Consider the following 26,026-nt stretch of genomic DNA (forward strand, 5'->3'; position numbering starts at 1 on the left):
GATGAAATCGTGGAAAGCACTTGCGGATGAGGTGATCAAGGGGAAAGAACTGACGAATGAAGAAGCTTTAGCCATCCTGCAAAGTCCGGATGATGAGCTTCTGGAGTTATTGCACAGTGCGTACGTGATCCGGAAACATTATTATGGAAATAAGGTCAAATTAAATATGATCATCAATACCAAATCGGGATTGTGTCCTGAGAATTGCGGGTACTGTTCCCAGTCGAGCGTCTCTGATGCACCGATCGAGAAGTACCGCATGGTGGATAAAGAAACCATCATGAAGGGAGCTGAAAATGCTCATCAACTAAATGTCGGCACCTACTGCATCGTCGCAAGTGGCCGGGGCCCAAGCAATCGGGAAGTGGATCATGTTGTATCGGCGGTAAAAGAAATCAAGGCACAGTATAACTTGAAAGTATGCGCGTGTCTCGGATTATTAAAGGGTGACCAGGCGAAACGGTTAAAGGAAGCAGGGGTGGACCGGTACAACCATAATATCAATACATCCGTTAACCACCATGAAAACATCACCACATCCCATACATATGAAGACAGGGTGAATACCGTGGAGCAGGCAAAAGCTCAGGGGATCTCTCCTTGCTCTGGAATCATCGTCGGAATGAAAGAAACGCTGCAGGATGTGGTGGATATGGCGCATAGCCTGAAGATTCTCGATGCCGACTCGATTCCGGTCAATTTTCTTCATGCCATCGACGGGACACCTCTTGAAGGAACGGATGAACTGAACCCGAGATATTGCTTAAAGGTCCTTTGCTTGATGCGCTTCATCAATCCGACGAAAGAGATCAGGATATCCGGTGGGCGTGAAGTGAACCTCCGAAGCCTTCAGCCATTGGGTCTTTATCCCGCAAACTCGATCTTTGTCGGGGATTACTTGACCACAGCCGGGCAGGACGGCACAGCGGACCATAAAATGCTTGAAGATCTCGGATTTGAAATTGACTATGTGAAACAAGAAATCGGGGAGTCCGTCACCACACGATAAAAATTCAATGGATGCTATGGAAAAGGTTACTCATCATGAATTCAGGAAAATATCCCACACTATATAAGAACGTTGATATTGCATCAATGTTCGGGCGTCACAACTCATTAAACAAGTATAAAACATGCACTGATTGGACATGATGGTAGGGAATAATCACCATTATCCGGTGAAGCCCTGAGGTGAACGTACCGATGAAGTGTCCAAATTGTCAGAGCAAAGATATCGGAAAGATCGGCATCAACCAATACTATTGTTGGGGATGCTATATTGAACTTTCCTTATCTAAGGGAGTCATTCATACTCACCAGGTGGAAGAGGATGGATCACTCAGCTCCTTAGATGACTTGTTTGATGAGGAAGAACGCCGACTAAGCTAGGAAGAGGTGTCTTTCTTGAATAAAACATTTGCATCCATCGTTGGTTTTGGAGCAGGAGTCGCGGCTTCCATCTATTCTCAAAGATCCAATATGATGAGTCAGAGACAAATGAAACGAATCCGTAAACAAGTAAAGAAACTTTTTTAACAGCTGAAAGAGACTGGCTCATTGTGAGTCAGTCTTTTTTTTTGTTCTTTTTATGAACAATGGAAGGGTGAATGAATCCCCATGAATAAAACCACCTCTTATCTTCAAACACTAGAGGAGAAAAGAGGGAGGTGCGGATGGTGGAAAGAAAACCTTATACCAAATGGATATACAGGCTTTCGATGGCCCTTATTCTTGTAATATTTCTATATGTACTCTATTTATTGAAGCCTGTATGGCATCCGGTACTAGAGGTCTTATTCTTTTCCCTGCTTCCTTTCTTCATAGGCGGCTTCATTGCTTACCTGCTTCATCCGGTAGTGGAGAAGCTGCATGAAGCCGGCATACACAGGGGGATCGCGATTCTGCTTATCTACGTCCTCTTCTTCGGGGGATTGGGGTATAGCATCTATAAAGGGACCCCGGCCGTCATTCATCAGCTGAAGGATTTATCGGAGAACGCGCCGGTTTTCACAGAGCAGTACCAGGGCTGGCTGAAGGTTGTACAGAGCGAGACTTCCACGTGGCCGGACGGGATACAGTCTCAGCTTGAGAAGAGAATAGACGGACTCGAAGCGTGGGTGACGGGGCTTGTGGCTTTGGTGCTGGCAACCCTCATGAAGTTCATGAACAGTCTGCTCATCGTCGCCATCATTCCCTTCGTATCCTTTTATTTATTGAAGGATATCACAAAAGTAAAGGCATTCATGTGGCGGCTCACGCCAAAAAAATGGAGGCAGAGTGCGATATCATTTTCTCATGATGTGGATGAATCCCTCGGTGGCTATATCAGGGGACAGCTCTTGGTTTGCTTGATTATCGGAGGTGTTTCAGCGGGCACCCTATGGCTGATCGGTATGAAATACCCCCTCATTCTCGGCTTGATCATTGGGGTGACGAATGTGATTCCTTATTTCGGTCCAATCATCGGGGCTGTACCTGCAGCCATCGTGGCAAGTACGATTTCCACGAATATGGTGATTTATGTGGTCATCCTTGTCGTGGTCCTGCAGTTCCTAGAAGGGAACATCCTATCACCCCTCATCGTCGGGAAAAGCCTTCATATGCATCCTCTCTTCATCATGGGGGCATTGATCCTTGGTGGCGAGGTGGGGGGAGTGATCGGAATGATCGTGGCAGTGCCGTTTCTTGCTGTCATAAAGGTGGCTATTTTACATGGCCGGACCCATTTTCTTCACTCGATGAAGAATGATAATACTGAAAAATGGGAATGATCATTGACAAATACCATGAATATTTCTATAATCCAACATATACAAGTATTCGCATAAATGAAAGCAATGAAGGACCGAGTACGTTATAGTCCATCTTCCAGAGAGAAATCCCCCAGGCTGCAAGGGATTTCAGATGAAGGATAACGGAATGCTAATCCTGAGTGCAGGTAAAGCCTGCCGTCTTGCCGCGTTAAGGTGTATTGAGGGATGAATAAGCGAACGTTTATTCATAACCAGGGTGGTACCGCGAGAAACAGCTCTCGTCCCTGTTTTAGGGATGAGGGCTTTTTTGTATTCTTTTTTAACCATACATATAAAGGAGGAAGCTTGCTATGAACAAATTAACAGGCGCAGAAATTCGTCAGAAGTTTTTAGATTTCTTTCAGGAAAAAGGACACGGAGTAGAACCGAGTGCATCCCTCGTTCCCCATGAAGATCCGTCCCTATTATGGATCAACAGCGGAGTAGCGACATTAAAGAAATATTTTGATGGACGTGTGATCCCTCAAAATCCGAGAATCGTGAATGCCCAAAAATCAATTCGTACGAACGACATTGAGAATGTAGGAAAAACAGCCCGTCATCATACGTTTTTCGAAATGCTGGGGAATTTCTCCATCGGTGACTATTTCAAAGTCGAAGCGATCGAATGGGCTTGGGAATTCCTGACGGATGCAAAATGGGTTGGATTCGATCCGGAAAAGCTATCTGTCACGATCCACCCGGAGGATCATGAAGCATTTGACATCTGGAACCAAAAAGTGGGCGTACCTGCTGAACGCATCATCCGTATCGAAGGGAACTTCTGGGATATCGGCGAAGGTCCGAGTGGTCCAAATACAGAAATCTTCTACGATCGCGGACCAGAATATGGAGACAATCCGGAAGATCCCGAATTATATCCAGGCGGGGAAAATGATCGTTACCTTGAAGTGTGGAATCTGGTGTTCTCACAATTCAATCACAATCCTGACGGGACGTACACACCGCTTCCGAAGAAGAACATTGATACTGGTATGGGCCTTGAGAGGATGGCGTGTGTCGTCCAGGAAGTCCCTACGAACTTTGATACAGATTTATTTATGCCGATCATCGCTGCAACGGAAGAAATTTCAGGAAAGTCTTACGGCAAAGACAACGATACTGATGTGGCTTTCAAAGTCATTGCCGATCATATCAGAACGGTTTCGTTTGCCATTGGCGACGGTGCCCTTCCATCCAATGAAGGCCGCGGATATGTCTTAAGAAGACTTCTTCGCCGCGCTGTCCGCTTTGCAAAACAAATCGAAATCAACCGCCCATTCATGTATGAATTGGTTCCTGTCGTTTCTGACATCATGGTTGACTTCTATCCGGAAGTGAAGCAAAAAGCAGAATTCATCCAAAAAGTGGTGAAAAATGAAGAGGACCGTTTCCATGAGACATTGAATGAAGGCCTTGCGATCCTTTCCTCCATCGTCAAGGTGCAAAAATCTTCCGGAAGTAACGTGATCCCAGGTGAAGATGTCTTCCGCCTTTATGACACGTATGGTTTCCCTGTAGAATTAACGGAAGAGTACGCAGAAGAAGAAGGATTGACGGTTGATCATGAAGGTTTTGAAAGAGAGATGGAAGGTCAGCGTGAAAGAGCGAGATCTGCCCGCCAGGATGTAGGAAGCATGCAGGTGCAAGGTGGGGTCCTGAGTGATATTACAGTGGAAAGCCGCTTTGTCGGATATGACACACTCGAAAGCCATTCGACAGTCCTTGAATTATTGGTTGACAATGAGCGCCAGCCTAGAGTCAGTAAAGGTCAGGAATGCCAGTTCATCCTCAGCGAGACTCCTTTCTATGCAGAGAGCGGAGGACAGATCGGGGATAAGGGTTATATAGAAGCAGATGGCGTAAAAGTATTCGTCAAAACGGTCAAAAAGGCACCTAATGGACAAAACCTTCACACGGCAGTTGTAGAAGAGGGGACTTTGGAGCAGGGGGCCGAGGTCCTTGCCAGGGTTTCCCGGGAATCCAGAACAAAAGTGGAGAAAAACCATACAGCTACCCACATTCTTCATCAGGCTTTGAAAGACGTCCTTGGAGATCACGTGAATCAGGCAGGTTCCCTTGTTGAACCGGATCGTCTGCGCTTTGATTTCTCTCATTTCGGATCTGTATCATCAGAAGAAATGGAACGGATCGAAACCCTCGTCAATGAGAAGGTTTGGAAGGCGATGTCGGTGAACACGGCTCTTAAATCTCTAACCGAGGCGAAAGAGATGGGTGCCATGGCGTTATTCGGTGAGAAATATGGTTCAGAAGTGCGTGTCGTATCGATTGGGGACTACAGCCTGGAGCTATGTGGAGGCTGTCACGTATCCAATACAACCGAGATCGGTTTATTCAAGATCCTCACTGAAAGCGGGATCGGTGCCGGTACTAGAAGGATCGAAGCCGTAACGGCAGAAAATGCGTATAAAGTATTGAATGATCAGGTATCTCAACTGAAAGAGGTTGCCGCGAAACTGAAGTCGAATCCGAAAGAAGTCGTCAATCGAGTAGACTCATTATTAGGTGAGATGAAAGAGCTTCAAAGGGAAAATGAATCATTATCTGCAAAGTTGTCTAATATAGAAGCAGGAAGCTTAACGGATCAAGTGAAGGTCATTGATGGTGTGAATGTCCTGTCTGCAAAAGTGGCATCAGTTGACAGCAACGGATTGCGCACGATGATGGATGATCTTAAGCAGAAGCTTTCATCCGGGGTGATCGTACTGGCAACAACTGGAGAAGATAAAGTGACCATCATTGCAGGAGTTACTAGTGATTTAGTCGAAAAAGGATATCATGCAGGAAAATTGGTCAAAGAAGTCGCATCACGTTGTGGCGGCGGCGGTGGCGGTCGTCCGGATATGGCCCAGGCCGGTGGTAAAAACCCGGAAAAAGTCGAAGAAGCCCTTCAATTTGTAGAAGAATGGGTCAAATCCATTTAACTCCGTGTGAAAGTGGTGTACAATGGAGGTAACGATTAACAATTCGGTTGTCAAAAAGACAAGCCTAAAGAGAGGTGCTAAAAATGAGTTCTTTTGACAAAACGATGCGGTTTGATTTTTCAGAGGAGCCGTTCGAACATGACGTGAGGGAAGTGCTCTTACAGGTTCACGATGCTCTGCAGGAAAAAGGGTACAACCCGATCAATCAAATCGTAGGATACTTATTATCTGGAGACCCGGCTTACATCCCCAGACATCAAGATGCCAGAAATATCATCCGCCGTTTAGAACGAGATGAGATCATCGAAGAATTAGTCAAATCGTATTTGAAACAACACAAAGAGGGATAATAGATGCGTGTAATGGGTTTAGACGTTGGTTCTAAAACAGTCGGAGTCGCAATCAGCGATGAGCTTGGCTGGACGGCTCAAGGAATTGAAACGATTAAGATCGACGAAGATCAAGGTGTGTTCCGGATGGATCGAATAAAGGAACTTGCCGATGAATACCAGGTGGATACCGTTGTGGTTGGAATGCCTAAAAACATGAATAACACGATTGGTCCACGTGGGGAAGCGTCTAAAGCTTATGGAGAATTGATTCAACAGGAGTTATCCCTTCCCATTAAATACTGGGATGAAAGACTGAGCACAATGGCTGCTGAACGAGTGCTTTTAGAAGCCGACGTAAGCAGGAAGAAACGTAAGAAAGTGATCGATAAAATGGCTGCGATGATGATCCTTCAAGGATACCTTGACAGCCAAAAATAATGAGGTGAATGTTCATGGAACACGGAGAAAAGCAAATTACAGTAGTTGACGAACAAGGAAATGAGCAATTATGCGAGGTCCTTTTCACATTTGAATCAGATAAATTCAATAAATCTTATGTCCTTTATTATCCACTTGGAGCAGATGAGAACGATGAAGAAGAAATCGAGATTCATGCTTCTGCATTCATGGCTGGTGACGAAGGTCAGGAAGGCGAATTAAAGCCGATTGAAACAGAAGAAGAGTGGGACATGATCGAAGAAATGTTAAACACTTTCCTTGATGAAGAAGAAGACGCTGAATAAGCATTCGTCATAGGACTATTTGAAACAGGGACCGCAAAAAGGGACAAAAAATTCACCCTTTTTGCAGGTCCCTGTTTCACTTTGTGCAAAATATTGTATAATAGTGGAGATGATGTCGAATTGCGCATGACGGATAGCCCGCTTTTTTGCTCGAAGGGGGGAAATGAAAGCGTTGGAAGAAAAGAAAAAGATAAAAGAGACACTTATGAAGAAATTGCTTGAAAGGCAAGAGGAGGCCAAAGTCATTAGAAAAGTAGTAGGACTTGTCATTCTTTGTCTTGTCATTATCATAGGGGGGACGGCCGTTGGAGGCTACCTTTATGTGAATTCAGCCCTGAAACCGGTTGACCCTGATAATACGAAAACGGTGAAAGTGGACATCCCTATTGGCTCCGGGGTATCGAGTATTGGGAAGATCCTGGAGGACAAAGGGATCGTTAAGAATTCAACAGTCTTTAAATATTACGTGAAATTCAATAACGAAGCAGGATTCCAGGCAGGTTCTTATGATTTGACGCCTTCCATGACCTTGAATGAAATTGTTAACAGCTTGAAGACTGGGAAGGTCATGAGAAAAGCAGAATTTAAGATTACCATTCCAGAGGGACTTCAATTAGATCAGATCGCAGAAATCATCGCTGAAAAGTCCCCATATAAAAAAGATGAGATCCAAAAGAAATTAAACGATAAGAAATGGCTCGAGCAATTAAAAGAGGAATATCCGGAATTGATTACAGATGAAATCTTCAAGAAAGAAATCAAGCGACCGCTGGAAGGATATCTTTATCCTGCGACGTACCCTTTCTATGAAAAGAAGCCATCTTTAGACACGATCCTAAAGAAGATGATCGCGCAAACGAATGAAGTATTGGCTCAATATCAGGAAGCCATGGCAGCAAATGATTATACGCCTCATGAGCTTCTCACCCTTTCTTCCCTGATTGAGGAAGAAGCGACGGAAAAAGCGGACAGAGGGAAAATTTCAAGTGTGTTCTATAATCGTATGGAAGAAGGTATGCCCCTTCAGACAGATCCAACGGTCCTATATGCATTAGGGAAGCATAAAGACAAAACCGTGTATAAAGATCTTGAAGTGAAGTCGCCTTATAATACGTACCAAGTGCAGGGATTGCCTCCTGGTCCGATTGCGAATGCGGGCTTGTCTTCGATCGAAGCCGCCCTGCAGCCTGAGGATACAGAATATTATTATTTCCTCGCTGCTTCCAACGGCTCGGTATACTATTCTGAAACGCTGGATGAACATAACGAGAAAAAGGCTAAATATATTACCAACAAAGAAGAATAGCACTGTGAGAAGAGGAAAGAAACATTCGCTTTCCTCTTCTCTGTGTGGTAAAATAGTACAAGTTATTTTTATATCCGGGCGTTATCTTAATGAACGTGTGAAGTAGAAAGCTCATTGTAGCTTTCTTCTTTTCATGTTAAGAAAGAAGCGTTACCCGACACCATTTATGAACATGATCGTGAGGCTTATATATGAACGAACAAGTGATTGGCTATATAGAATCAATCGTGAAAACACGTCCGGCCTTGATTTCCGAAATGGAGCATTATGCAGAGGTTCATAATGTACCTATTATGGAACTGGTCGGAATCGAAGCGCTCCTCGGGATGTTACGGATCCAACAGCCGAAAGCGATCCTTGAAATCGGCACGGCCATCGGATATTCAGCCCTCCGTATGGCGGGGGCACTTCCAGATGCGACGGTCGTCACCCTTGAACGGGATGAAGAAAGATTTGAAGCAGCACAGGAATTCCTCTCCCGTTCTGAAGATGGCAAGAGGGTGGTCACCCTGTTCGGTGATGCTTTGGAGCTTTCTGAAGAAGTGGAAAAGCACGGACCGTACGATGCCATCTTCATAGATGCTGCAAAGGGTCAGTATCTGAAATTCTTTGAACTCTATTCCGGTATGCTGTCTGAAAACGGCGTCGTTTACTCGGATAATGTCTTATTCAAAGGGCTTGTTGCCGAGGAACAGGTGGAACAGAAACGAATCCGGAACATGGTCAAGAAGCTGAAGAATTATAATGAGTGGCTAATGAATCATGAAGAGTTTGATACGAGTATTTTACCTGTCGGTGACGGAATTGCCATCAGCAAAAAAAGAGGTGAACAACGATGAAAAAGCCGGAACTTCTTGTGACCCCTGCCTGTGTATACGATATTGAACTATTGGCATCTGCGGGTGCCGATGCCTTCATGATCGGTGAAGAGCGGTACGGCCTGAGGCTTGCCGGGGAGTTCTCCAGGGAAGATGTGAAAAAAGCCATCAAAGTCGCCCACAAGCACAATAAGAAAGTATATGTGGCGATGAATGCCCTCTTTCATAACGATAAAATCGCCGAACTGGATGACTATATTGCATTTCTTAAAGATCAAGGGGCGGATGCCATTGTCTTCGGTGATCCCGCCGTATTGATGGCAGCACGTGAGGTGGCGCCTGAGATGAAGCTTCACTGGAATACGGAAACGACGGCCACCAATTGGTACACCTGTAATTATTGGGGCAGAAAAGGGGCAAAGCGTGCAGTACTCGCTCGCGAATTGAGCATGGATAGCATTGTGGAAATGAAAGAACATGCAGAGGTTGAAATCGAGGTACAGGTGCATGGTATGACCTGCATGTTTCAATCCAAACGCTCATTGCTGGGGAATTATTTTGAATATCAAGGCAAAGTGATGGAAATCGAAAACCGGAAAGAACAGCGCAATATGTTCCTTCACGATGAGGAGCGTCACAACAAGTATCCTATCTTTGAGGATGGGAACGGCACGCACATCATGAGCCCAAATGATATGTGCATCATCGATGAGCTTGGTGAAATGATGGAAGCGGGTGTCGACTCTTTCAAGATCGATGGCGTGATGAAGTCTTCTGATTATATCCTGGAAGTGACGAAACTGTATCGTAAGGCCATAGATTTATGTGCAGAGGACGAAGAGGGATATGAGGAACAGAAAGACGAATTTCTGGAAGAAGCGAAAAGCCTACAGCCGGATAATCGTCCGTTGGATACTGGATTCTTCTTTAAAGAAACCGTGTATTAAGAACGATAGATTGATCAGAACGGAGGAGTTATGATGACCACGGTTGTGAAAAAACCGATTTCAAAGGTAGTGGACGGGAAGCGTGTCATTGTGAAGAAACCGGAATTACTGGCTCCTGCCGGTAATCTGGAAAAATTGAAGATTGCTGTCCATTATGGTGCAGATGCCGTCTATATCGGCGGGCAGGAATATGGACTGCGATCGAATGCAGGTAATTTCACCTTTGAAGATATGAAAGAAGGCGTGGAGTTCGCCCGGAAATATGGTGCAAAGATCTATGTTACCACGAATATCTATGCTCATAATGAGAACATGGATGGTCTTGAAGATTATCTTCGTGGACTGGATGAAGCCGGAGTAGCGGGGATCATTGTCGCAGACCCCCTTATCATTGAAACATGCAGAAGGGTGGCGCCGAACGTAGAGGTGCACTTAAGTACACAGCAGTCCCTTTCAAACTGGAAAGCCGTTCAATTCTGGAAAGAAGAAGGACTGGACCGGGTGGTGTTTGCCCGTGAAGCAAGCGGCATAGAGATCCAGGAAATGAAAAAGAAAGTGGATATCGAGATTGAGACCTTCATTCACGGAGCGATGTGCATTGCCTATTCCGGCCGTTGTACATTAAGTAACCATATGACGGCGAGGGATTCAAATCGCGGAGGCTGCTGTCAGTCATGCCGCTGGGACTATGATTTATACGAATTGAATGAAGACGGGGAAAATCCTCTTTATGATAAAGAAGATGCTCCTTTTGCCATGAGTCCGAAAGACTTGAAGCTGGTCGAATCGATTCCTGGAATGATTGAATTGGGGATCGACAGTTTGAAGATCGAAGGGCGGATGAAGTCCATTCACTATGTGGCCACTGTCGTTAGTGTGTACCGCAAAGTGATCGATGAATATTGTAAAGACCCGGATAACTTCAAGATTCAGAAGGAATGGCTCGAGGAGCTTGAGAAGTGTGCGAATCGTGAAACGGCCCCGGCATTCTTTGAAGGGGTACCCGGATTCAAGGAGCAGATGTTCGGAGTCCACAACAAGAAGAATACAAATTATGAATTTGTCGGACTCGTATTGGACTACGACGAAGCCACCCAGATCGTCACTTTGCAGCAACGGAACCATTTTAAGGCCGGACAGGAAGTTGAGTTTTTCGGACCTGAAATCTCCAATTTTACGCAGGTTATAGAAAAAATATGGGATGAACGGGGAAATGAACTTGAAGTCGCCCGCCACCCGTTACAAATTGTGAAATTCAAGGTGCATCAGAGGGTTTATCCCCATAACATGATGCGAAAGGAGAACATCTAACACTTATGAAGCAGAAACCCGTTGTGATCGGTGTAGCAGGAGGATCCGGCTCTGGGAAGACGAGCGTCACCAAAGCCATTTACGAGCAATTCCAAGGTCATTCGATTTTAATGCTGCAGCAGGATTATTATTATAAAGATCAATCCAATCTACCATTTGAGGAACGGTTGAAAACCAATTATGATCACCCATTAGCCTTTGATAATGATTTGTTGATTCAACATTTGCACGGTCTATTGGATCATCAGCCCGTCAATAAGCCTGTTTATGATTATAAAATGCACACCCGCTCGGATGATACGATCCTCGTTGAACCGAAAGATGTCATAATTTTAGAGGGGATTTTAGTATTAGAAGATGAAAGATTGCGTAACTTAATGGATATTAAGCTTTATGTTGATACAGATGCAGATCTTCGGATCATCAGAAGGATGCTTCGTGACATTAAAGAGCGCGGACGTTCCATCGATTCTGTCATCGATCAATATATTACGGTCGTTCGCCCGATGCATAATCAATTCATCGAACCGACGAAGCGATATGCCGATGTGATCATCCCTGAAGGCGGTCATAATCACGTGGCAATCGATTTAATGGTAACAAAAATTCAAACAATTCTTGAACAAAAGTCATTTTTGTAATACGATAGCATAGATAAAGACATATAGGCGCAGGTTAACATTTCCCAGATTGTAAAGAAGCAGGGAATGGAGTGAGATGAAATTCTCCCTCCATTCCCTCCCTTTACATACGCAGCACATTTACATATAGAGCTCGGGAAGCTCTGAGATAGAAAAGGAGTGAAGAGGGTCATGAGTACAGAAAAAGTATTTCCTATGACAGCAGAAGGTAAAGAGAAGTTAGAAAAAGAACTGGAGAATTTGAAAACGGTTAAACGTAAAGAAGTCGTCGAGCGCATCAAGATCGCCCGCAGCTTCGGGGATTTATCCGAGAACTCTGAGTACGACGCAGCGAAAGATGAACAAGCATTCGTGGAAGGTCGTATTTCAACATTGGAAAACATGATTCGCAATGCGAAGATCATTCAAGAAGATGACATGAATTCAGATACAGTACAATTAGGGAAAAAAGTGACATTCGTGGAATTGCCGGACGGAGACAAAGAAACATACACAATCGTCGGTAGTGCAGAAGCGGATCCATTTGAAGGAAAGATTTCAAATGATTCACCAATCGCGAAAAGCCTTCTTGGACATAAAGTAGGCGCTAAAGTGAATGTTCAGACTCCAGGTGGGGAAATGAGCGTCAAGATTGTAGAAGTAAGCTGATCAACCGGGAAGGGGCTCGAATCTAGAGCCTCTTCTTTTTTTATGATTAATTCACAGGAAACTCGTCAACAATGGGGACGAGGTGACAAAATGAAACGGAAACGAATCAGGCTGTTCAGTATCGTCCTATTACTTGCTCTCTCTGGTCTTTCAGTGAGGTTGATGCAATTGCAATTATTCCAGACTGAATCCTATTCCAAACATAAAATCAATCTTCTTGAAGAAAGCGTCAGGCAACGGACACAAGCATTGGTGATCGATGAAGGCAGGGGGGAGTTTCTCGATCGGAATGGTGAACCCCTTACGTATACAGAAAAAAATGTGCTGGTCCTTTTTCCGTTTCTTAATCAACTGGATTGGCCGGTGGAAAAAGTGGCAGAGATCCTTCATGTTCCTGAAGAAACGATCCGAACGAAAGTGGAGGAAGCAAAAGGGCCGATCGTTTTCGGCGGGAAAGATCCCTTAAGGCTTTCAGAAGAACAGATGAAGGAAATTAATTCACTTGAAATACAGGGAGTGTTCGCCCTTACGAAAAAGTATAAAAGCGACGAAGTGCCTGCTTCCCAGCTGATAGGGGTCACGGGGGAGAATACAGACGTATTTCACGAACGCTACCCTGACAAAGTAAAGGGAGCCAATCAGAAAATCGGGGTGTCAGGACTTCAGGAGAGTTTTGATGAATGGCTGGTCACAGAAGAGGAAGCGAAACTGATCTATCATGTCGATGCAAGGGGAGGCCCTTTATTCGGGGTGGATGTAAAGTATCTGGCACCCGCCAACCCCTTTTATCCCCTGAATGTGAAAACGACCATCGATAGAAGGATGCAAGTGGCACTGGAAGAAGTCGCTGATACGTATAACATTCAAAAAGGGGGGCTGTTGCTCCTTGATATTGAAAGCAGCGAGATACTAGCCAGTGTTTCAAGACCTGTCATGAAGAGCCGGGACCCATTCAGTGGAGGAGCGGGGAATCTCATGCTGAAAGCGCTGATCCCGGGTTCTGTGTTTAAGACCGTCGTGGCAGCTGCAGCCATGGATGAGGGGATGGTGGACGAACGCAGGCTTTTCCCATGTGATGAAGGCATCCGTGGTGAGCCCGCCGAAAAGCCTCACGGGAACATTAATATTAAGACAAGCATAGCTGTCAGCTGTAACCGTACATTTGCGGATCTTGCTAAAGAGCTGACAGAGAAGGATGATCACCTCCTTGATGAGTACGCCGAGAAAATCGGACTGATCGGTGACATTGCCTGGAAAGGGAATGTCTTTCATTACGAAAGCTTTCCCCAGCTTCAGGTGAGTGAAGGAAGGATCTTCGCTTCAGACGGGGACAGGGCAGAACCTAAACTGGTCGCCCAAACAGGTATCGGACAACAGGAAGTCCGCGTCACCCCCCTCGGCATCGCCAATATGATGGCCACGATTGCCAGGGGAGGCGAGAAATTTCAGGTGAGTGCCGTCTCTTCCGTGCAGTATCAAAATGGGACCAATATGTTTTCCTTCCCTCAACAGAAGATCGAGGGAGAGACGATCACCCCTTTCACGGCCATGAAGCTGCAACAGTACTTAAGAGGTGTGGTGAACTCACCGGAAGGTACGGCACCCTATCTGCAAAACGCCGCCTACACCATTGCGGGGAAAACTGGGACGGCACAGACAGGGAATTACCGGGGAGAAAGGGTGAAAGCAAACGAATTATATAATAAATGGTTCGCAGGCTACTTTCCCTTCGAAGATCCCAAATACGCCCTGGTAGCCGTCAACATGGACGTGACTATAGGGGAAGGGGGAATTTACCCGATCTTCAAAGACAGCGTCGATGCTGTCTACTGGATTGATCATGAGTAGAAGGGATACGCGTGTTCTGTGACCTTTTTCCCTTTATAGCTGAATCATTCCGTGATGGATAATGTTTCGCTTTATTCTTTTCCTCTTATCATGTTAAAATGTTTAGGATAATAGGGAGGGAACAAAATGGCGAAATACCAATCTCGATTAGACAAACGATCTAAAAAGAATACAAATAAACTGTTGAACATAATGATTGCAATCGTACTTCTATTAATTGTCGTGGTGGGAGGCACCATCGTATTTGGAGGGGGAGGCGACGAAAAGGCAACAACAGACGCCCCGAAGAGTTCAGAAACCAAGGATGCTGACAAGAGCGATAAGGCGACGAAAGAAAAAGACGACTCCGTTTCCATGGATGAGAAAGACGATTCGAAGGATAAAGCGGACGATAAACAAAAAGATGAAGATAAGAAAAAAGAGGATGAACAAAAGAAAGACGAGTCCTCTGATGAGGATCAGGATTCTGTCAAATTAGATGGGGAAGACCAAAGTAAGATGAAAGTCGAGGAAGGTACCGAACCGAATGTGGTGAAAACCATGGTGCATCCAAACTGGAAGCCGATCGGCACCGAGCAGACAGGTGAACACGTTTCTTCATATGATACAGGAAGCGTCGACTGGAACGAAAAAGTAAAGGCTACTTCTTATGCAACGGCCATTCCCGAAAGTAACATGACCATTTGGTATATCGAAGGGAATGGAGGGCCTCAAAAATCAATGGCTACAGTCACAGCTAAAGACACCAAGACGCCTTACAGAGTGTATCTGCAATGGGTCGACGGCAAAGGATGGCAACCGACGAAAGTGCAGGAATTAAAGGAAAATGATAAAGACTGATTTAAACAAAAAGGCCCTTCCAAATGAAGGGCCTTTTTACATGACTTACTTCTTCACTTTAAAATGAACCACGGCACTATATAATCTTCTGCCGTTCTCATCGATGGAAACGGAATGATCCACGTGATGGACGGAGAGCATGATGGCTTTATTATGCTGGATCTGTTCATCTACCTTTTTCTCCAAAGTCCTGAGATTGTCAGCTTCAAAAAACTCCACTTTATCTTCTATTAAATCAAATGAAATATTCATGGTGAACCTCCTTATTACGTATGAACTGGATAGGCTTTCTCCCTCTATTTTAGAGTCCCACCACCCTTTTGACAATGAATTATTGTTGAATTCCTCGGGAGAATATGATAATTTAATAACAGTTTTAAAAATAATTCATAGTATGTTTATAGGAATTATAAACTTAATGCAGCTGAGGTGCTGAACCATGGGTAGAGAATTTTTGGATCTGTTCGGTGATTGGGCAGATTCTTATGATGATACAGTGACAGGAAAAGATGTGGAATATCAAGCCGTATTCGAACATTATGATTCGATCCTTGACGGGGTGGTCGCCCTTTCAAAGGGGAAGGTGATAGAGTTTGGTCCCGGTACAGGAAATTTAACCAAGAAGCTATTGGATGCGGGACTCGAAGTCATTCCCTATGAACCCTCTCCTGAAATGAGGGCGATTGGAATGCAGAAGCTCGGTGATCGTGTCACATTCCGGGACGGCGACTTTCTGGATTTTTCTCAAGAGGGAAAAGCCGATTCCATAGTAAGCTCTTACGCATTTCATCATTTAACCGATGAAGAAAAGGGAAAAGCTTTCGGCATCTATGGAAAGCTTCTAGTACAAGGTGGTAAAATAGTATTTGCTGATACAATGTTTGAGACCGATCAGCATCATCAAGCCGCCATATCCCAAGCGATCAAAAAAGAGTATGTCAATCTGGCTGAGGATTTAAAACGGGAATATTACACGACTCTCGGAGTGTTAAGAGAGCTTTTGCATGAGAATGGGTTTTCCGTACAGTTTCAGAGAGTGAATACATTTGTGTGGATCATGGAGGCGACTAAACAGTAGAAAGAGGTTTTAGCAATGAAAATCGCCATCATCGGAGCAATGGAAGAAGAAGTAGCCTTATTAAGAGAGAATATTTCAAACCCGAAAGTGGAAACCATCGCAGGGTGTGAATATACAAGCGGTACAATGCATGACAAAGAAGTGATTTTGCTTCGTTCAGGAATCGGGAAAGTGAATGCAGCGATGTCAACTGCGGTACTATTGCAGCACTTCAAACCGGATTGCATCATCAACACAGGGTCAGCAGGAGGATTCGATCCTTCTCTAAACGTCGGTGATGTAGTCATTTCAACTGAAGTAAGACATCATGATGTGGATGTAACGGCTTTTGGTTATGAATACGGCCAGGTTCCCCAGCTTCCTGCAGCCTTCACGGCAGACGAGAATTTGAAGCAAACAGCGATCAATAGTGTGAAGGAACTCGGAGATGCACAGGTGGTTTCCGGATTGATTGCCACTGGGGATTCATTCATGAATGATCCAGTGAGGGTGGATGCAATCCGTGACAAATTCACGGATTTGCAGGCAGTGGAAATGGAAGCGGCAGCGATCGCCCAAGTGGCGCATCAATTCCACGTACCATTTGTCATCATCCGTTCCCTTTCCGACATCGCAGGCAAAGAATCGGATGTGTCGTTTGATCAATACTTGGAAAAGGCTGCACTTCATTCCGCTAAAATGGTCATGAATATCGTGAAATCTGTTTAATAGAAAGAGAATACAGCTGACCCAGGCATCTACCTCTCTTACCGCGTGTACCAGGCTTGTTCAGGCGAACAGTCCATTCATGGGTAATGAAGACGGTTTGGTGAAAGGGTCAGTTTTTTTGTTTGAAAGGAGGTTGAATAGATGGACGTGTATAAAAGTGTACATGACCTGATAGGGAATACACCGATCGTTGAACTGACACATTTCCCGCTGAAGAACGGGGTCCGCCTCTTCGCGAAGCTTGAATTCTTTAATCCCGGTGGCAGTGTGAAGGATCGGTTGGGGCTTGAGCTGTTAAGGGATGCAGTGGAGAATGGCAAGATCATGCCCGGGGGAACCTTCATCGAACCGACGGCAGGCAATACGGGAATCGGCCTGGCTTTAGCCGCTGTGAACTCAGGATATAAAGTGAAATTCTGTATTCCCGAAAAATTCAGCACCGAGAAGCAGGAACTGATGAAAGCCCTTGGAGCGGAAATCGTCCATACCCCCACGGAAGAAGGCATGAAGGGTGCCATCGCGAAAGCTGCTGAATTGGTGGGGGAGACCCCTAACTCGTATTCCCCGCAGCAATTTGGGAACGAAGCCAACCCGAATACGTATTACAGAACATTAGGACCGGAACTCTGGAACCAGATGGACGGTAACATCCATACATTTGTTGCCGGCGCAGGGACTGGCGGGACCTTTATGGGGACTGCCCGCTACCTTAAAGAAATGAAGGGGACGATTAAAACAGTGATCGTTGAGCCTGAAGGATCGATCCTGAATGGGGGAGAGTCTGGCCCTCATAAAACAGAAGGCATCGGAATGGAGTTCCTGCCTGAATATATGGATTCAAGTTATTTTAACAGTATCCATACCGTAACAGATGAGGATGCCTTCAAAAGGGTAAAGGAACTTGCATTATTGGAAGGGCTGCTGGTAGGCAGTTCTTCCGGAGCTGCCCTTCATGCAGCGCTATTGGAAGTGGAAAATGCTGAACCGGGTAGCCATATCGTCACCATCTTCCCAGATTCAAGTGAGAGATATTTAAGCAAAAAAATATACCAAGGAGGAATCTAATCATGAAAAAGAAAACCCAATTAATCCACGGTGGTATCCCGACAGATCCTCAAACAGGTGCCGTATCCACTCCCATCTATCAAGTGAGTACGTATAAGCAGGATGAAGTAGGAAAGCACAAGGGATTCGAATATTCACGGTCAGAAAACCCTACCCGACATGCCCTGGAAGAACTGATCAAAGATCTTGAAGGCGGGGAAAAAGGCTTTGCATTCGGTTCGGGTATGGCGGCGATCACTGCAGTCATGATGATGTTCAACAGCGGGGATCATATCGTGATGACAGATGATGTGTACGGCGGAACATACCGTGTCATGACCAAGGTGTTGAACCGGATCGGCATCGAGTCCACCTTCGTTGATACAAGTGATGTCAGCAACATCGAAAAGGCGATCCAGCCGAATACAAAAGCGGTTTATATTGAGACACCGACCAACCCGTTATTGAAAATCACGGATATCGAAGCAGCGGCTTCATTCGCCAAGAAAAACAATCTGCTGACCATCGTAGATAATACGTTCAGTACACCTTACTGGCAGAACCCGATCACTCTTGGAGCGGACATTGTCCTCCATAGTGCTACGAAATACATCGGTGGTCACAGTGACGTTGTGGCAGGTCTCGTTGTAGTGAATTCAGAAGAACTGGCTGAAGAATTGTTCTTCGTGCAGAATTCAACAGGCGGTGTCCTTGGGCCGCAGGATTCATGGTTATTGATTCGCGGGATCAAGACGTTGGGGCTGCGCATGGAAGAGCATGAAGAGAACACCAGGAAAATCGTCGAGTTCCTGACGGCTCATCCGAAAGTATCCAAAGTTTACTATCCGGGACTTGAGAATCATCCGAATCATGCCATCGCCAAAAAGCAGGCATCAGGATTCGGCGGGATGGTCTCCTTCGATGTAGGCAGTGAGGAAAATGCAGACCGTCTGCTCACCAATACGAGATATTTCACGTTGGCTGAAAGTCTCGGAGCAGTGGAAAGCCTTATTTCCGTTCCGGCACGCATGACGCACGCCTCCATTCCGGCAGAGCGTCGGAACGAACTGGGGATCACAGACGGTCTTGTCCGGATTTCCGTCGGACTTGAAGATGTGGAAGATCTGATTGAAGATATTGACAACGCCCTTTCCAAGTAACCCATGGAAGAACTGGTATCAATTACATGGTAGGCAGTATGGGATCATATGTTACCATAGAATGAGAGTTTACTAGTTCAAAAGTAGGTGAAACTAATGAAGAACACAAGCAAAAAGACCATTCAACATAAGATCGTCGATTTCAAACGATTTGGTTTTACATTACTTGCACTGAGTGTCTTTATGTATTTAGGTGTCATCATTCCGACAGTGACGGTCACACCAGGCAAAATGATCCCCCTCATGACAGGGACCGTTGTTTTACTCGGGCTGTCACTATACTTCTTTACAAAAGCAATTAAATATAAAAAAGATCTGCAATCAGCAGATGAATAAATAAGAAAAGCGGAAGCGGCTCGATCAGCCCCGACAAGCACAACAGGAAAATCCCAAAAGGCGTTTTTTGCCTTATGGGATTTTTTTGTTGTGACCTCGAGGGGCTTGCCGCTGTAGCTGGACAAAGAAAAGCGGAAGGGCTTTGCCCAGAGGCGACAAGCATAAGGTGAACCATCCGGAAAGGCGTACTTTTGCCTTTATGGATGGTTTGACTTATGACCTCGAGCCTCTAAGCCCTGTAGCTGGACAAAGAAAAACGGGTCCTCATGGAGGGTTCGCTTTTTTATGTGGAAATTTGTAGAAAAAATAATGAAGAAAAGAGTTTACTTTGATGTAAGAATTGGATATACTAACCAATGTAAGAAAAAAATCACAAGAGGGAGGTCGAAGGAAATGTTCGTGCTTATTGGAAAAGTAAACACAACTTCATATTGTTTTGATCATTCGACCGCTTGTGGGATGTTTTCTGCTTAATTTGAATTTCATTCAATAATAGCCACAGGGAGAATGTGGATCCCTGTGGCTTTTTTGTGCCACAAGGGGTCGGTCGCTTTGTGGCTTTTTACTATGCCCTGCAGTCCTGCAGGAACTTTGAAAGGGGTGATATTGTATGACACTGAATCTTTTATTTATAACGGTAACCTTCAATAAGAAACAGGAAACGTTTGAAGAAGCTTCTCACAACGAGATGGTTTCAAAAAGCTATGAAGAAACGAAAACAAAGCAGCACTATATGCCTCAAATGTTTTAATCCTAAAAAAACCTACACAAGGAGAGGAGAATGAAAAATGATTTATGTACAGGTGAAAATGCTGAATGCGCTATGGGTAGAGAAGGATACTGCCTAACGAAACAAGAAGGTGGTGGAGAGATGTTTTTGAATATCGTCATTTGGTCTGCTTTCTTCCATAGAAAGAAGACCCGTGAACTCAAATAACCAATGGAAGGAGGACCCCCGAAGGCTCGGGGGGTCCTCTTCTTGTCTTCGGTCACATATCTGTCAATACTTAGTAAAGAGTTGTTCACGAATGGGAGGGGAATATCCGTTTTTTCGTGATACATTAATAGTAGGAAATGCAGTTTAACGAGGGAGAGGATGACAATGTTTTCAATGATCATGGGTCTTATCCTGACGTCTGTGATTGGCTTGATCATTTCGGCTGAAGTCAGTGTAGAGTAGACAATAAAGAAAAGCGGTCCCTGGACCGCTTTTCTTTATTGTGATTTATTCCTTTTTTCTTTTTCCTCCCGGTAAAATTCATGAAACATTTTCATGAGGGCACGCTTTTCGATCCTGGAGACGTAGCTTCTCGAAATCCCCAGTTCTTTTGCAATTTCCCTCTGCGTTTTTTCTTCTTTTAAATCCAGCCCGAACCGGCCGACGATGACTTCTTTTTCCCTCTCGTCCAGCACGCAAATATATTTTCTCACCTTTTCGAGTTCCATGCTTAACTGGATCGTATCGATGACATCATCGCTTTCCGATTTTAATATATCAATCAGGCTGATTTCATTTCCTTCTTTATCCTGGCCGATAGGATCGTGGAGTGAGACATCTTTTTTGGTTTTCTTAAGGGCACGTAGGTGCATGAGAATTTCATTCTCGATACATCGAGCCGCATAGGTGGCAAGCTTCGTGCCTTTTCCTTCTGAGTAACTTTCAATCGCTTTGATCAATCCGATGGTCCCGATGGAAATCAAATCTTCTGGATCTTCGCCTGTGTTTTCGAATTTCTTGACGATGTGGGCAACCAACCTGAGATTATGTTCGATGAGCATGTTGCGGGCGTGTTCATCCCCTTCCGCCATCAGCTTTAGATATTTTCGTTCATCTGCAGCGGATAGTGGCTGAGGAAAGGCATTATTCTTAACGTAAGAAACGAGGAAGATTAACTCCTTAAAGAAATAACCCAGTGCTGTTAGAACTCCAGACATATTTACACCTCCATGAGGACTTAAGCCTATACTCATTCATATGATAAGAAGGGGATGTCCTTGCATGTCCGGTGAAAGTAATCGGGAATTGGAACATTTTTTTCAAAGATGAATTCTATAATAAAGATGCAAACTGCCTATACGCACATCCACTATGTACATATACTGATAGTAAAAGTGAGTGAGGAGGTATGGTCATGCCTTATGGATATCCTTGTTATGGACCAGTCTATCCAGGTTGCTATGGCGGCGGGGGATTCTACTTTGCGCTAATCGTTGTTCTGCTAATCTTGCTTTTCCTATTTGGTGGCTGGTGGTACGTCAATAACTGTTAGCCTGATGGGTATGAAATATACACAAAGAGAGCCCTGTTCACGATGAACAGGGCTCTCTTGTATACCTTACATCTTCTTCAACGTAAAAGGGCTGACCATCAATACAGATAGTGTAATGGTCATACACACGATCAGCACACTTGAGACAAATGGAATAAGAAGATAGCTCAAGGTCAGTAAACAGCCGGCTGCTGTAATGGGAAGACCGGTAAAATAGCCATCATTTTCCGAAATGTTGAAGCGGGCCAACCGGTAAGCACCACACGCCACATATAAAATGGAGAAGACCATGCCGGGATAGTCAAACTGGCTGAGAACGGCCGTGTACATAAGCAATGCAGGGGCCACACCAAAAGAAATGATGTCGCTCATGGAATCCAGCTGCTTTCCCAACTCCGACTCGATGTTTAATTTTCTTGCCACCAATCCATCGAACCTGTCGGTCAAGGCAGCGATGAAAATGAGGATCAAGCTTAGATGTAATTGATTATGAAGAACGGAAATAATAGCAAAACCACCTAATGATAAATTCGAAAGGGTAATCAGGTTGGCTGTTTGGGATTTAAGTTTTTTGAACGTTTGATCGAGTACCCCGGAGAGAAACAATCATCACTCACTCCTTCTTTTAAGTTTGCTCACTGTTGAACAAGATTCGTGGCTGAAATATGCCTTAACGAGTACCTGTTGACCTGGTTAACACCATACAGTGAAAAAATATCCTTATTCATATAGTATATAATAATATTTTATTATATACTTATTAAACTGTTAAAGTTAATCGTTTTTTAAAATTGAGTGTGGAATTTGACTGGACAGTAGGTCGGTATTTTGAAATGTAATGCTGTAGGAGCATATATTCCATAAAAAAAGAGGACGGATTTTATATAAATCCGTCCCGTTTCATGTTAGTATTCTACGAAGTAGCTTTTATTTTATTTGTAAGAGATCGACGGTGAATTTCCATTTCGATGAGGCGAATGAATTCTGTATTGAGTTTCAGTTCCAACGCTTTGTAATAAGAATCAATCAACAGTTCGTCCGATAATTTCCTCATTAATTCCACCTCCATTACTCATCATCTTTTTATTCGAAACTTAATGTAAGTACGTTTTTTAGTAGTAATGTAACTTTACCAAAATTTTTTTTGTAGAACAAGCGTTCCGTTATCCACAGTTCATGGTGGATAAGTTGTGACTAACTTGTATATAACTGGTAAATAAAGCTTGTTTGTGTTCTGTATAATGTGAATAAGGTTATCCACAAGGATGAAGGAAACTGGAAATTTGTCGAAAAATATTTATTTTTTGTTGTAATATGTTTGGAATTACAGGAATATATATGATTTATTTTGAATCTGTATGTAAAATTGGTTATCATTAATCTGTTATAGGTTAAAGGTATACTATAGAAATCGTTTCCCCCTATAGTGGAACGTTCATCTAATGAAAATAGATCGAAAGCAGTTCATCATATAATCGATAAAGAAATTTGAGGTGTAGCATGTGATCAAGCAGTTTTTACCCAATGAACAGGTCCAGGATATTTTTAATATCACCCCGGGGCATCTTAAGGAAAAAGGGATCAAGGCCATCATTACCGACTTGGATAATACGTTAGTGGAGTGGGACAGGCCAAACGCCACCCCGAAATTGATCCAGTGGTTTAAGGACATGCAGGAGCAGGGGATCCTTGTGACAATCGTATCCAACAATAATAAAAACCGCGTGGGGGCATTCGCCGAACCTTTGGGTGTGCCATTCATCTTTCAGGCGCGAAAGCCTATGGGACGTGCTTTTAAGAAAGCGATCAAACAAATGGGTGTTAAGAAGGAAGAGGCGGTTGTCATCGGTGATCAGCTATTGACGGACGTATTGGGTGGAAACCGCAGCGGCTTCCATACGATACTGGTCGTACCTGTGGCTCAATCGGATGGATTCTTTACAAAGTTCAATCGTCAGGTAGAACGCAGAATCATGAAGTTTTTCAAGCGTAAAGGCATGCTTGAGTGGGAGGACAAACAGTGAGTGGAGTTGTATGTATAGGTTGCGGCGTTGAAATTCAGACGGAACATAAAGAAGGCATGGGCTATGCCCCTCCTTCAGCTCTTCAAAAAGAAGAGATCATCTGTCAGCGCTGTTTCAGATTGAAGCATTATAATGAAGTCCAGGATGTTCCGTTGACCGATGATGACTTCCTGAAAATACTGAATGAGCTTGGTGACTCTGAAGGGCTTATAGTCAAAGTGGTGGACATCTTTGACTTTAATGGAAGCTGGCTTCCTGGACTCCACAGGTTCGTAGGGTCCAATCCAATCCTTCTGATAGGAAACAAGGTGGATATCCTGCCTAAGTCGGTGAAACACTCCAAGCTGATTCATTGGATGAAGCATGAAGCGAGTCAACTGGGATTGAAACCGATCGATGTTCAATTGGTGAGTGCGGCCAAGGGGCAGGGGATCGCTGAAGCAATCGAAGCGATCGAGGAATATCGCAATGGAAAAGACGTTTACGTGGTAGGATGTACAAACGTAGGGAAATCCACGTTCATCAACCGCATCATCAAACATGTCTCAGGAGAGCAGGATGTCATCACGACTTCCCATTTTCCTGGCACGACTCTTGATATGATTCAAATTCCATTGGATGATGAAGAATCATTGATTGATACACCCGGCATCATCAATCATCACCAAATGGCCCATTTTGTAGATAAACAGGATTTAAAAATCATTACGCCTAAAAAAGAAATCAAGCCAAGGACGTTCCAGTTGAATCCGGAACAAACTCTGTTCTTCGGCGGATTGGCCCGTTTTGATTTCATAGCCGGTGAGCGTCAGCCGTTTACCTGCTATTTCTCAAATGAGCTGTCCATCCATCGGACGAAGATTGAAAAGGCGGATGAACTCTATAAGAATCATGCGGGGGAATTATTGCAGCCACCAAGAAAAGACGATATGGATACGTTCCCTCCACTTGTGAGGCACGAGTTCAGGATCAAAGAAGCGAAAACGGATATCGTTTTCTCAGGATTGGGATGGATTACCGTCAATGACGCCGGAGCGACCATTGCCGCTCACGTCCCGAAAGGTGTCAGCGTCTTTTTAAGAAAATCACTGATCTAGGAGGGGTTCTGTGGCTCTTTATGGTGTGATTGGGGACCCGATTGCTCATTCAATGTCGCCCCTGATGCATAATAGCGCGTTTGAAGATAATGGAATCAACGCTGAATATGTTCGATTTCATGTGAAGAAAGAGCAGCTTCCCGACGCCATCCGTGGAATCAAAGCCTTGGGCATTCAGGGAGTGAATGTGACGGTTCCTCATAAAGAACATGTCATGTCTCTCCTCGATGGGATAGATCCATTGGCAAAGGCCATCGGTGCTGTCAACACGATTGTAAATGAAAATGGCAAGCTGATCGGGTATAATACAGACGGTCTTGGATTTGTTGAAGGTTTGAAAAAGGTAGCCGGTGATCGTCTGGAAAACAAGTCGATGCTGATCATCGGGGCCGGCGGTGCTGCCAGGGCCATCTATTATACACTTGCTTCTTCTGGTGTAAGAAAGATCGATGTTACCAACCGGACCCCGGGAAGGGCAGAGAAGATGATGGATGCCTGCCCGTTTCCGTTGGATTCTTCGTTCCTTACCCTTGAAGCGGCAGAGAACGAATTGCACGAATATGATGTCATCATCCAGACGACATCCATCGGCATGTTTCCTCATATTGAAGACTGTCCGATAAAGGTCAATGCATTAAAGCAGGGAAGCATCGTCTCGGATATCATTTATAATCCACTGGAAACATCATTATTGAAACAGGCGAAACAAAAAGGTGCCCTGACTCAGAACGGGCTCGATATGTTCGTTTATCAGGGAGCCCTTTCATTTAAGAAGTGGACAGGGATCTTTCCGTCCTATTCGATTATGAGGGATACCGTTTTACAACAACTAGGAGGTTAACATGTTAACAGGTAAACAAAAAAGGTTTTTACGTTCAGAAGCACATCACTTAAATCCGGTTTTTCAAGTAGGAAAAGGCGGAGTCAACGATAATATGATCAAAACGATCGGAGAAGCAATTGAGACGAGGGAATTGATGAAAATCAGCATCCTTCAAAATTGTGATATGGATAAGTCAGAGGTTGCACAAGAGCTCTCGGAAGGCGTAGGAGCTGAAGTTGTCCAGATCATCGGAAATACCATTGTTCTGTACAAAGAATCGAAAGAAAATAAGCAATTAATCCTGCCAAGATAAGG

General features: G+C 44.4%; 31 protein-coding genes and 1 other annotated feature. Of the genes, 27 read left to right on the forward strand and 4 right to left on the reverse strand.

The annotated features are described in order from the left end of the window. The first annotated feature begins 1 nt into the window (after position 1). The 16 genes from bioB to ATG71_RS11970 all read left to right on the forward strand — a co-directional run bounded on the left by bioB (position 2) and on the right by ATG71_RS11970 (position 15,171). Positions 2-1,009, forward strand: a complete 1,008-nt coding sequence (bioB, locus tag ATG71_RS11895) for a biotin synthase BioB (RefSeq protein ID WP_098439782.1) — start codon at positions 2-4, stop codon at positions 1,007-1,009. A gap of 194 nt (positions 1,010-1,203) precedes the next feature. Continuing rightward, the gene (locus ATG71_RS11900; protein ID WP_034757353.1) at positions 1,204-1,389 is read left to right on the forward strand and encodes a hypothetical protein; all 186 of its coding nucleotides are present in this window, start codon (positions 1,204-1,206) and stop codon (positions 1,387-1,389) included. Between the two features lie 6 nt (positions 1,390-1,395). After that, entirely contained in the window at positions 1,396-1,536 is a 141-nt protein-coding gene (locus tag ATG71_RS11905; protein ID WP_094075150.1) for a YrzQ family protein, read from the forward strand. A gap of 137 nt (positions 1,537-1,673) precedes the next feature. Beyond that, complete coding sequence (locus ATG71_RS11910; protein WP_098439783.1) at positions 1,674-2,771, forward strand: AI-2E family transporter; 1,098 nt, start codon at positions 1,674-1,676, stop codon at positions 2,769-2,771. A 57-nt stretch (positions 2,772-2,828) separates the two neighbouring features. Continuing rightward, positions 2,829-3,042 (forward strand) — a binding site (T-box leader). 61 nt (positions 3,043-3,103) lie between these two features. After that, the gene (gene alaS, locus ATG71_RS11915) at positions 3,104-5,737 is read left to right on the forward strand and encodes an alanine--tRNA ligase (protein WP_098439784.1); all 2,634 of its coding nucleotides are present in this window, start codon (positions 3,104-3,106) and stop codon (positions 5,735-5,737) included. An 83-nt stretch (positions 5,738-5,820) separates the two neighbouring features. Continuing rightward, the gene (locus ATG71_RS11920) at positions 5,821-6,087 is read left to right on the forward strand and encodes an IreB family regulatory phosphoprotein (RefSeq protein ID WP_064092452.1); all 267 of its coding nucleotides are present in this window, start codon (positions 5,821-5,823) and stop codon (positions 6,085-6,087) included. 3 nt (positions 6,088-6,090) lie between these two features. Beyond that, positions 6,091-6,507, forward strand: coding sequence for a Holliday junction resolvase RuvX (ruvX, locus tag ATG71_RS11925; RefSeq protein ID WP_034757364.1), 417 nt, complete (start codon positions 6,091-6,093; stop codon positions 6,505-6,507). Positions 6,508-6,521: 14 nt separating this feature from the next. Further along, positions 6,522-6,812 (forward strand): DUF1292 domain-containing protein, encoded by a 291-nt coding sequence (locus ATG71_RS11930; RefSeq protein WP_098439785.1) that lies wholly within the window; start codon positions 6,522-6,524, stop codon positions 6,810-6,812. Positions 6,813-6,975: 163 nt separating this feature from the next. Beyond that, a complete protein-coding gene (gene mltG, locus ATG71_RS11935) occupies positions 6,976-8,118 on the forward strand; it encodes an endolytic transglycosylase MltG (RefSeq protein ID WP_098439786.1) in 1,143 nt (380 codons plus the stop codon). 191 nt (positions 8,119-8,309) lie between these two features. Beyond that, positions 8,310-8,957: an O-methyltransferase gene (locus ATG71_RS11940; RefSeq protein ID WP_098439787.1), complete on the forward strand. Its 648-nt coding sequence runs from the start codon at positions 8,310-8,312 to the stop codon at positions 8,955-8,957. Next, positions 8,954-9,883: a peptidase U32 family protein gene (locus ATG71_RS11945; protein ID WP_098439788.1), complete on the forward strand. Its 930-nt coding sequence runs from the start codon at positions 8,954-8,956 to the stop codon at positions 9,881-9,883. Before ATG71_RS11940 ends, ATG71_RS11945 begins: the two co-directional genes overlap by 4 nt. Before the next feature lie 33 nt (positions 9,884-9,916). Continuing rightward, positions 9,917-11,194: a peptidase U32 family protein gene (locus ATG71_RS11950; protein ID WP_098439789.1), complete on the forward strand. Its 1,278-nt coding sequence runs from the start codon at positions 9,917-9,919 to the stop codon at positions 11,192-11,194. Between the two features lie 5 nt (positions 11,195-11,199). Beyond that, on the forward strand, positions 11,200-11,835 hold the full coding sequence (gene udk, locus ATG71_RS11955; RefSeq protein ID WP_060670737.1) for a uridine kinase: 636 nt from the start codon (positions 11,200-11,202) through the stop codon (positions 11,833-11,835). A gap of 171 nt (positions 11,836-12,006) precedes the next feature. Then, complete coding sequence (gene greA, locus ATG71_RS11960; protein WP_098439790.1) at positions 12,007-12,483, forward strand: transcription elongation factor GreA; 477 nt, start codon at positions 12,007-12,009, stop codon at positions 12,481-12,483. Positions 12,484-12,573: 90 nt separating this feature from the next. After that, a complete protein-coding gene (locus tag ATG71_RS11965) occupies positions 12,574-14,331 on the forward strand; it encodes a peptidoglycan D,D-transpeptidase FtsI family protein (RefSeq protein WP_098439791.1) in 1,758 nt (585 codons plus the stop codon). A 126-nt stretch (positions 14,332-14,457) separates the two neighbouring features. Continuing rightward, positions 14,458-15,171, forward strand: coding sequence for a YrrS family protein (locus ATG71_RS11970; RefSeq protein WP_098439792.1), 714 nt, complete (start codon positions 14,458-14,460; stop codon positions 15,169-15,171). Between the two features lie 45 nt (positions 15,172-15,216). Here ATG71_RS11970 and ATG71_RS11975 read toward each other — a convergent pair whose 3' ends face one another. Next, positions 15,217-15,423: a DUF2536 family protein gene (locus tag ATG71_RS11975; protein ID WP_034757389.1), complete on the reverse strand. Its 207-nt coding sequence runs from the start codon at positions 15,421-15,423 to the stop codon at positions 15,217-15,219. A gap of 187 nt (positions 15,424-15,610) precedes the next feature. On the opposite strand from ATG71_RS11975, the gene ATG71_RS11980 reads away from it, so the two are divergent. From ATG71_RS11980 to ATG71_RS23380, 7 genes are all read left to right on the forward strand, one after another. Then, positions 15,611-16,249: a class I SAM-dependent DNA methyltransferase gene (locus ATG71_RS11980; protein WP_098439793.1), complete on the forward strand. Its 639-nt coding sequence runs from the start codon at positions 15,611-15,613 to the stop codon at positions 16,247-16,249. Positions 16,250-16,264: 15 nt separating this feature from the next. Next, on the forward strand, positions 16,265-16,957 hold the full coding sequence (gene mtnN, locus ATG71_RS11985; protein WP_079531761.1) for a 5'-methylthioadenosine/S-adenosylhomocysteine nucleosidase: 693 nt from the start codon (positions 16,265-16,267) through the stop codon (positions 16,955-16,957). Positions 16,958-17,098: 141 nt separating this feature from the next. Further along, positions 17,099-18,022: a PLP-dependent cysteine synthase family protein gene (locus ATG71_RS11990; protein ID WP_098439794.1), complete on the forward strand. Its 924-nt coding sequence runs from the start codon at positions 17,099-17,101 to the stop codon at positions 18,020-18,022. A 2-nt stretch (positions 18,023-18,024) separates the two neighbouring features. Continuing rightward, complete coding sequence (locus ATG71_RS11995; RefSeq protein WP_098439795.1) at positions 18,025-19,161, forward strand: bifunctional cystathionine gamma-lyase/homocysteine desulfhydrase; 1,137 nt, start codon at positions 18,025-18,027, stop codon at positions 19,159-19,161. 96 nt (positions 19,162-19,257) lie between these two features. After that, the gene (locus tag ATG71_RS12000; RefSeq protein ID WP_098439796.1) at positions 19,258-19,497 is read left to right on the forward strand and encodes a YrhC family protein; all 240 of its coding nucleotides are present in this window, start codon (positions 19,258-19,260) and stop codon (positions 19,495-19,497) included. A 610-nt stretch (positions 19,498-20,107) separates the two neighbouring features. Next, entirely contained in the window at positions 20,108-20,248 is a 141-nt protein-coding gene (locus ATG71_RS12010) for a YrzI family small protein (protein WP_098439798.1), read from the forward strand. A gap of 30 nt (positions 20,249-20,278) precedes the next feature. Next, positions 20,279-20,434, forward strand: coding sequence for a hypothetical protein (locus tag ATG71_RS23380; protein WP_179886523.1), 156 nt, complete (start codon positions 20,279-20,281; stop codon positions 20,432-20,434). A gap of 278 nt (positions 20,435-20,712) precedes the next feature. Here the strand turns inward: ATG71_RS23380 and sigK are convergent, their stop codons facing one another. The 3 genes from sigK to sda all read right to left on the reverse strand — a co-directional run bounded on the left by sigK (position 20,713) and on the right by sda (position 22,821). Beyond that, a complete protein-coding gene (gene sigK, locus ATG71_RS12015) occupies positions 20,713-21,432 on the reverse strand; it encodes an RNA polymerase sporulation sigma factor SigK (RefSeq protein ID WP_098439799.1) in 720 nt (239 codons plus the stop codon). A gap of 401 nt (positions 21,433-21,833) precedes the next feature. Beyond that, positions 21,834-22,373: a CDP-diacylglycerol--serine O-phosphatidyltransferase gene (gene pssA / locus ATG71_RS12020; protein WP_098439800.1), complete on the reverse strand. Its 540-nt coding sequence runs from the start codon at positions 22,371-22,373 to the stop codon at positions 21,834-21,836. Positions 22,374-22,680: 307 nt separating this feature from the next. Then, positions 22,681-22,821, reverse strand: a complete 141-nt coding sequence (sda, locus tag ATG71_RS12025) for a sporulation histidine kinase inhibitor Sda (RefSeq protein ID WP_034757416.1) — start codon at positions 22,819-22,821, stop codon at positions 22,681-22,683. Positions 22,822-23,269: 448 nt separating this feature from the next. Between sda and ATG71_RS12030 the strand changes: the two genes are divergently transcribed. Genes ATG71_RS12030 through yhbY form a run of 4 tightly spaced genes read left to right on the forward strand, consistent with a single transcriptional unit; the run spans position 23,270 to position 26,024 of the window. Continuing rightward, entirely contained in the window at positions 23,270-23,791 is a 522-nt protein-coding gene (locus tag ATG71_RS12030; protein WP_098439801.1) for a YqeG family HAD IIIA-type phosphatase, read from the forward strand. Beyond that, positions 23,788-24,888, forward strand: coding sequence for a ribosome biogenesis GTPase YqeH (yqeH, locus tag ATG71_RS12035; protein WP_098439802.1), 1,101 nt, complete (start codon positions 23,788-23,790; stop codon positions 24,886-24,888). The genes ATG71_RS12030 and yqeH overlap by 4 nt, the downstream gene beginning before the upstream one ends. Positions 24,889-24,898: 10 nt before the next feature. After that, positions 24,899-25,729: a shikimate dehydrogenase gene (gene aroE / locus ATG71_RS12040; protein WP_286162989.1), complete on the forward strand. Its 831-nt coding sequence runs from the start codon at positions 24,899-24,901 to the stop codon at positions 25,727-25,729. 1 nt (position 25,730) lies between these two features. Further along, positions 25,731-26,024: a ribosome assembly RNA-binding protein YhbY gene (yhbY, locus tag ATG71_RS12045; protein WP_098439803.1), complete on the forward strand. Its 294-nt coding sequence runs from the start codon at positions 25,731-25,733 to the stop codon at positions 26,022-26,024. Positions 26,025-26,026 lie beyond the last annotated feature (2 nt).

Source organism: Bacillus sp. es.034, from assembly GCF_002563655.1.
Lineage (GTDB): Bacteria > Bacillota > Bacilli > Bacillales > Bacillaceae_B > Rossellomorea.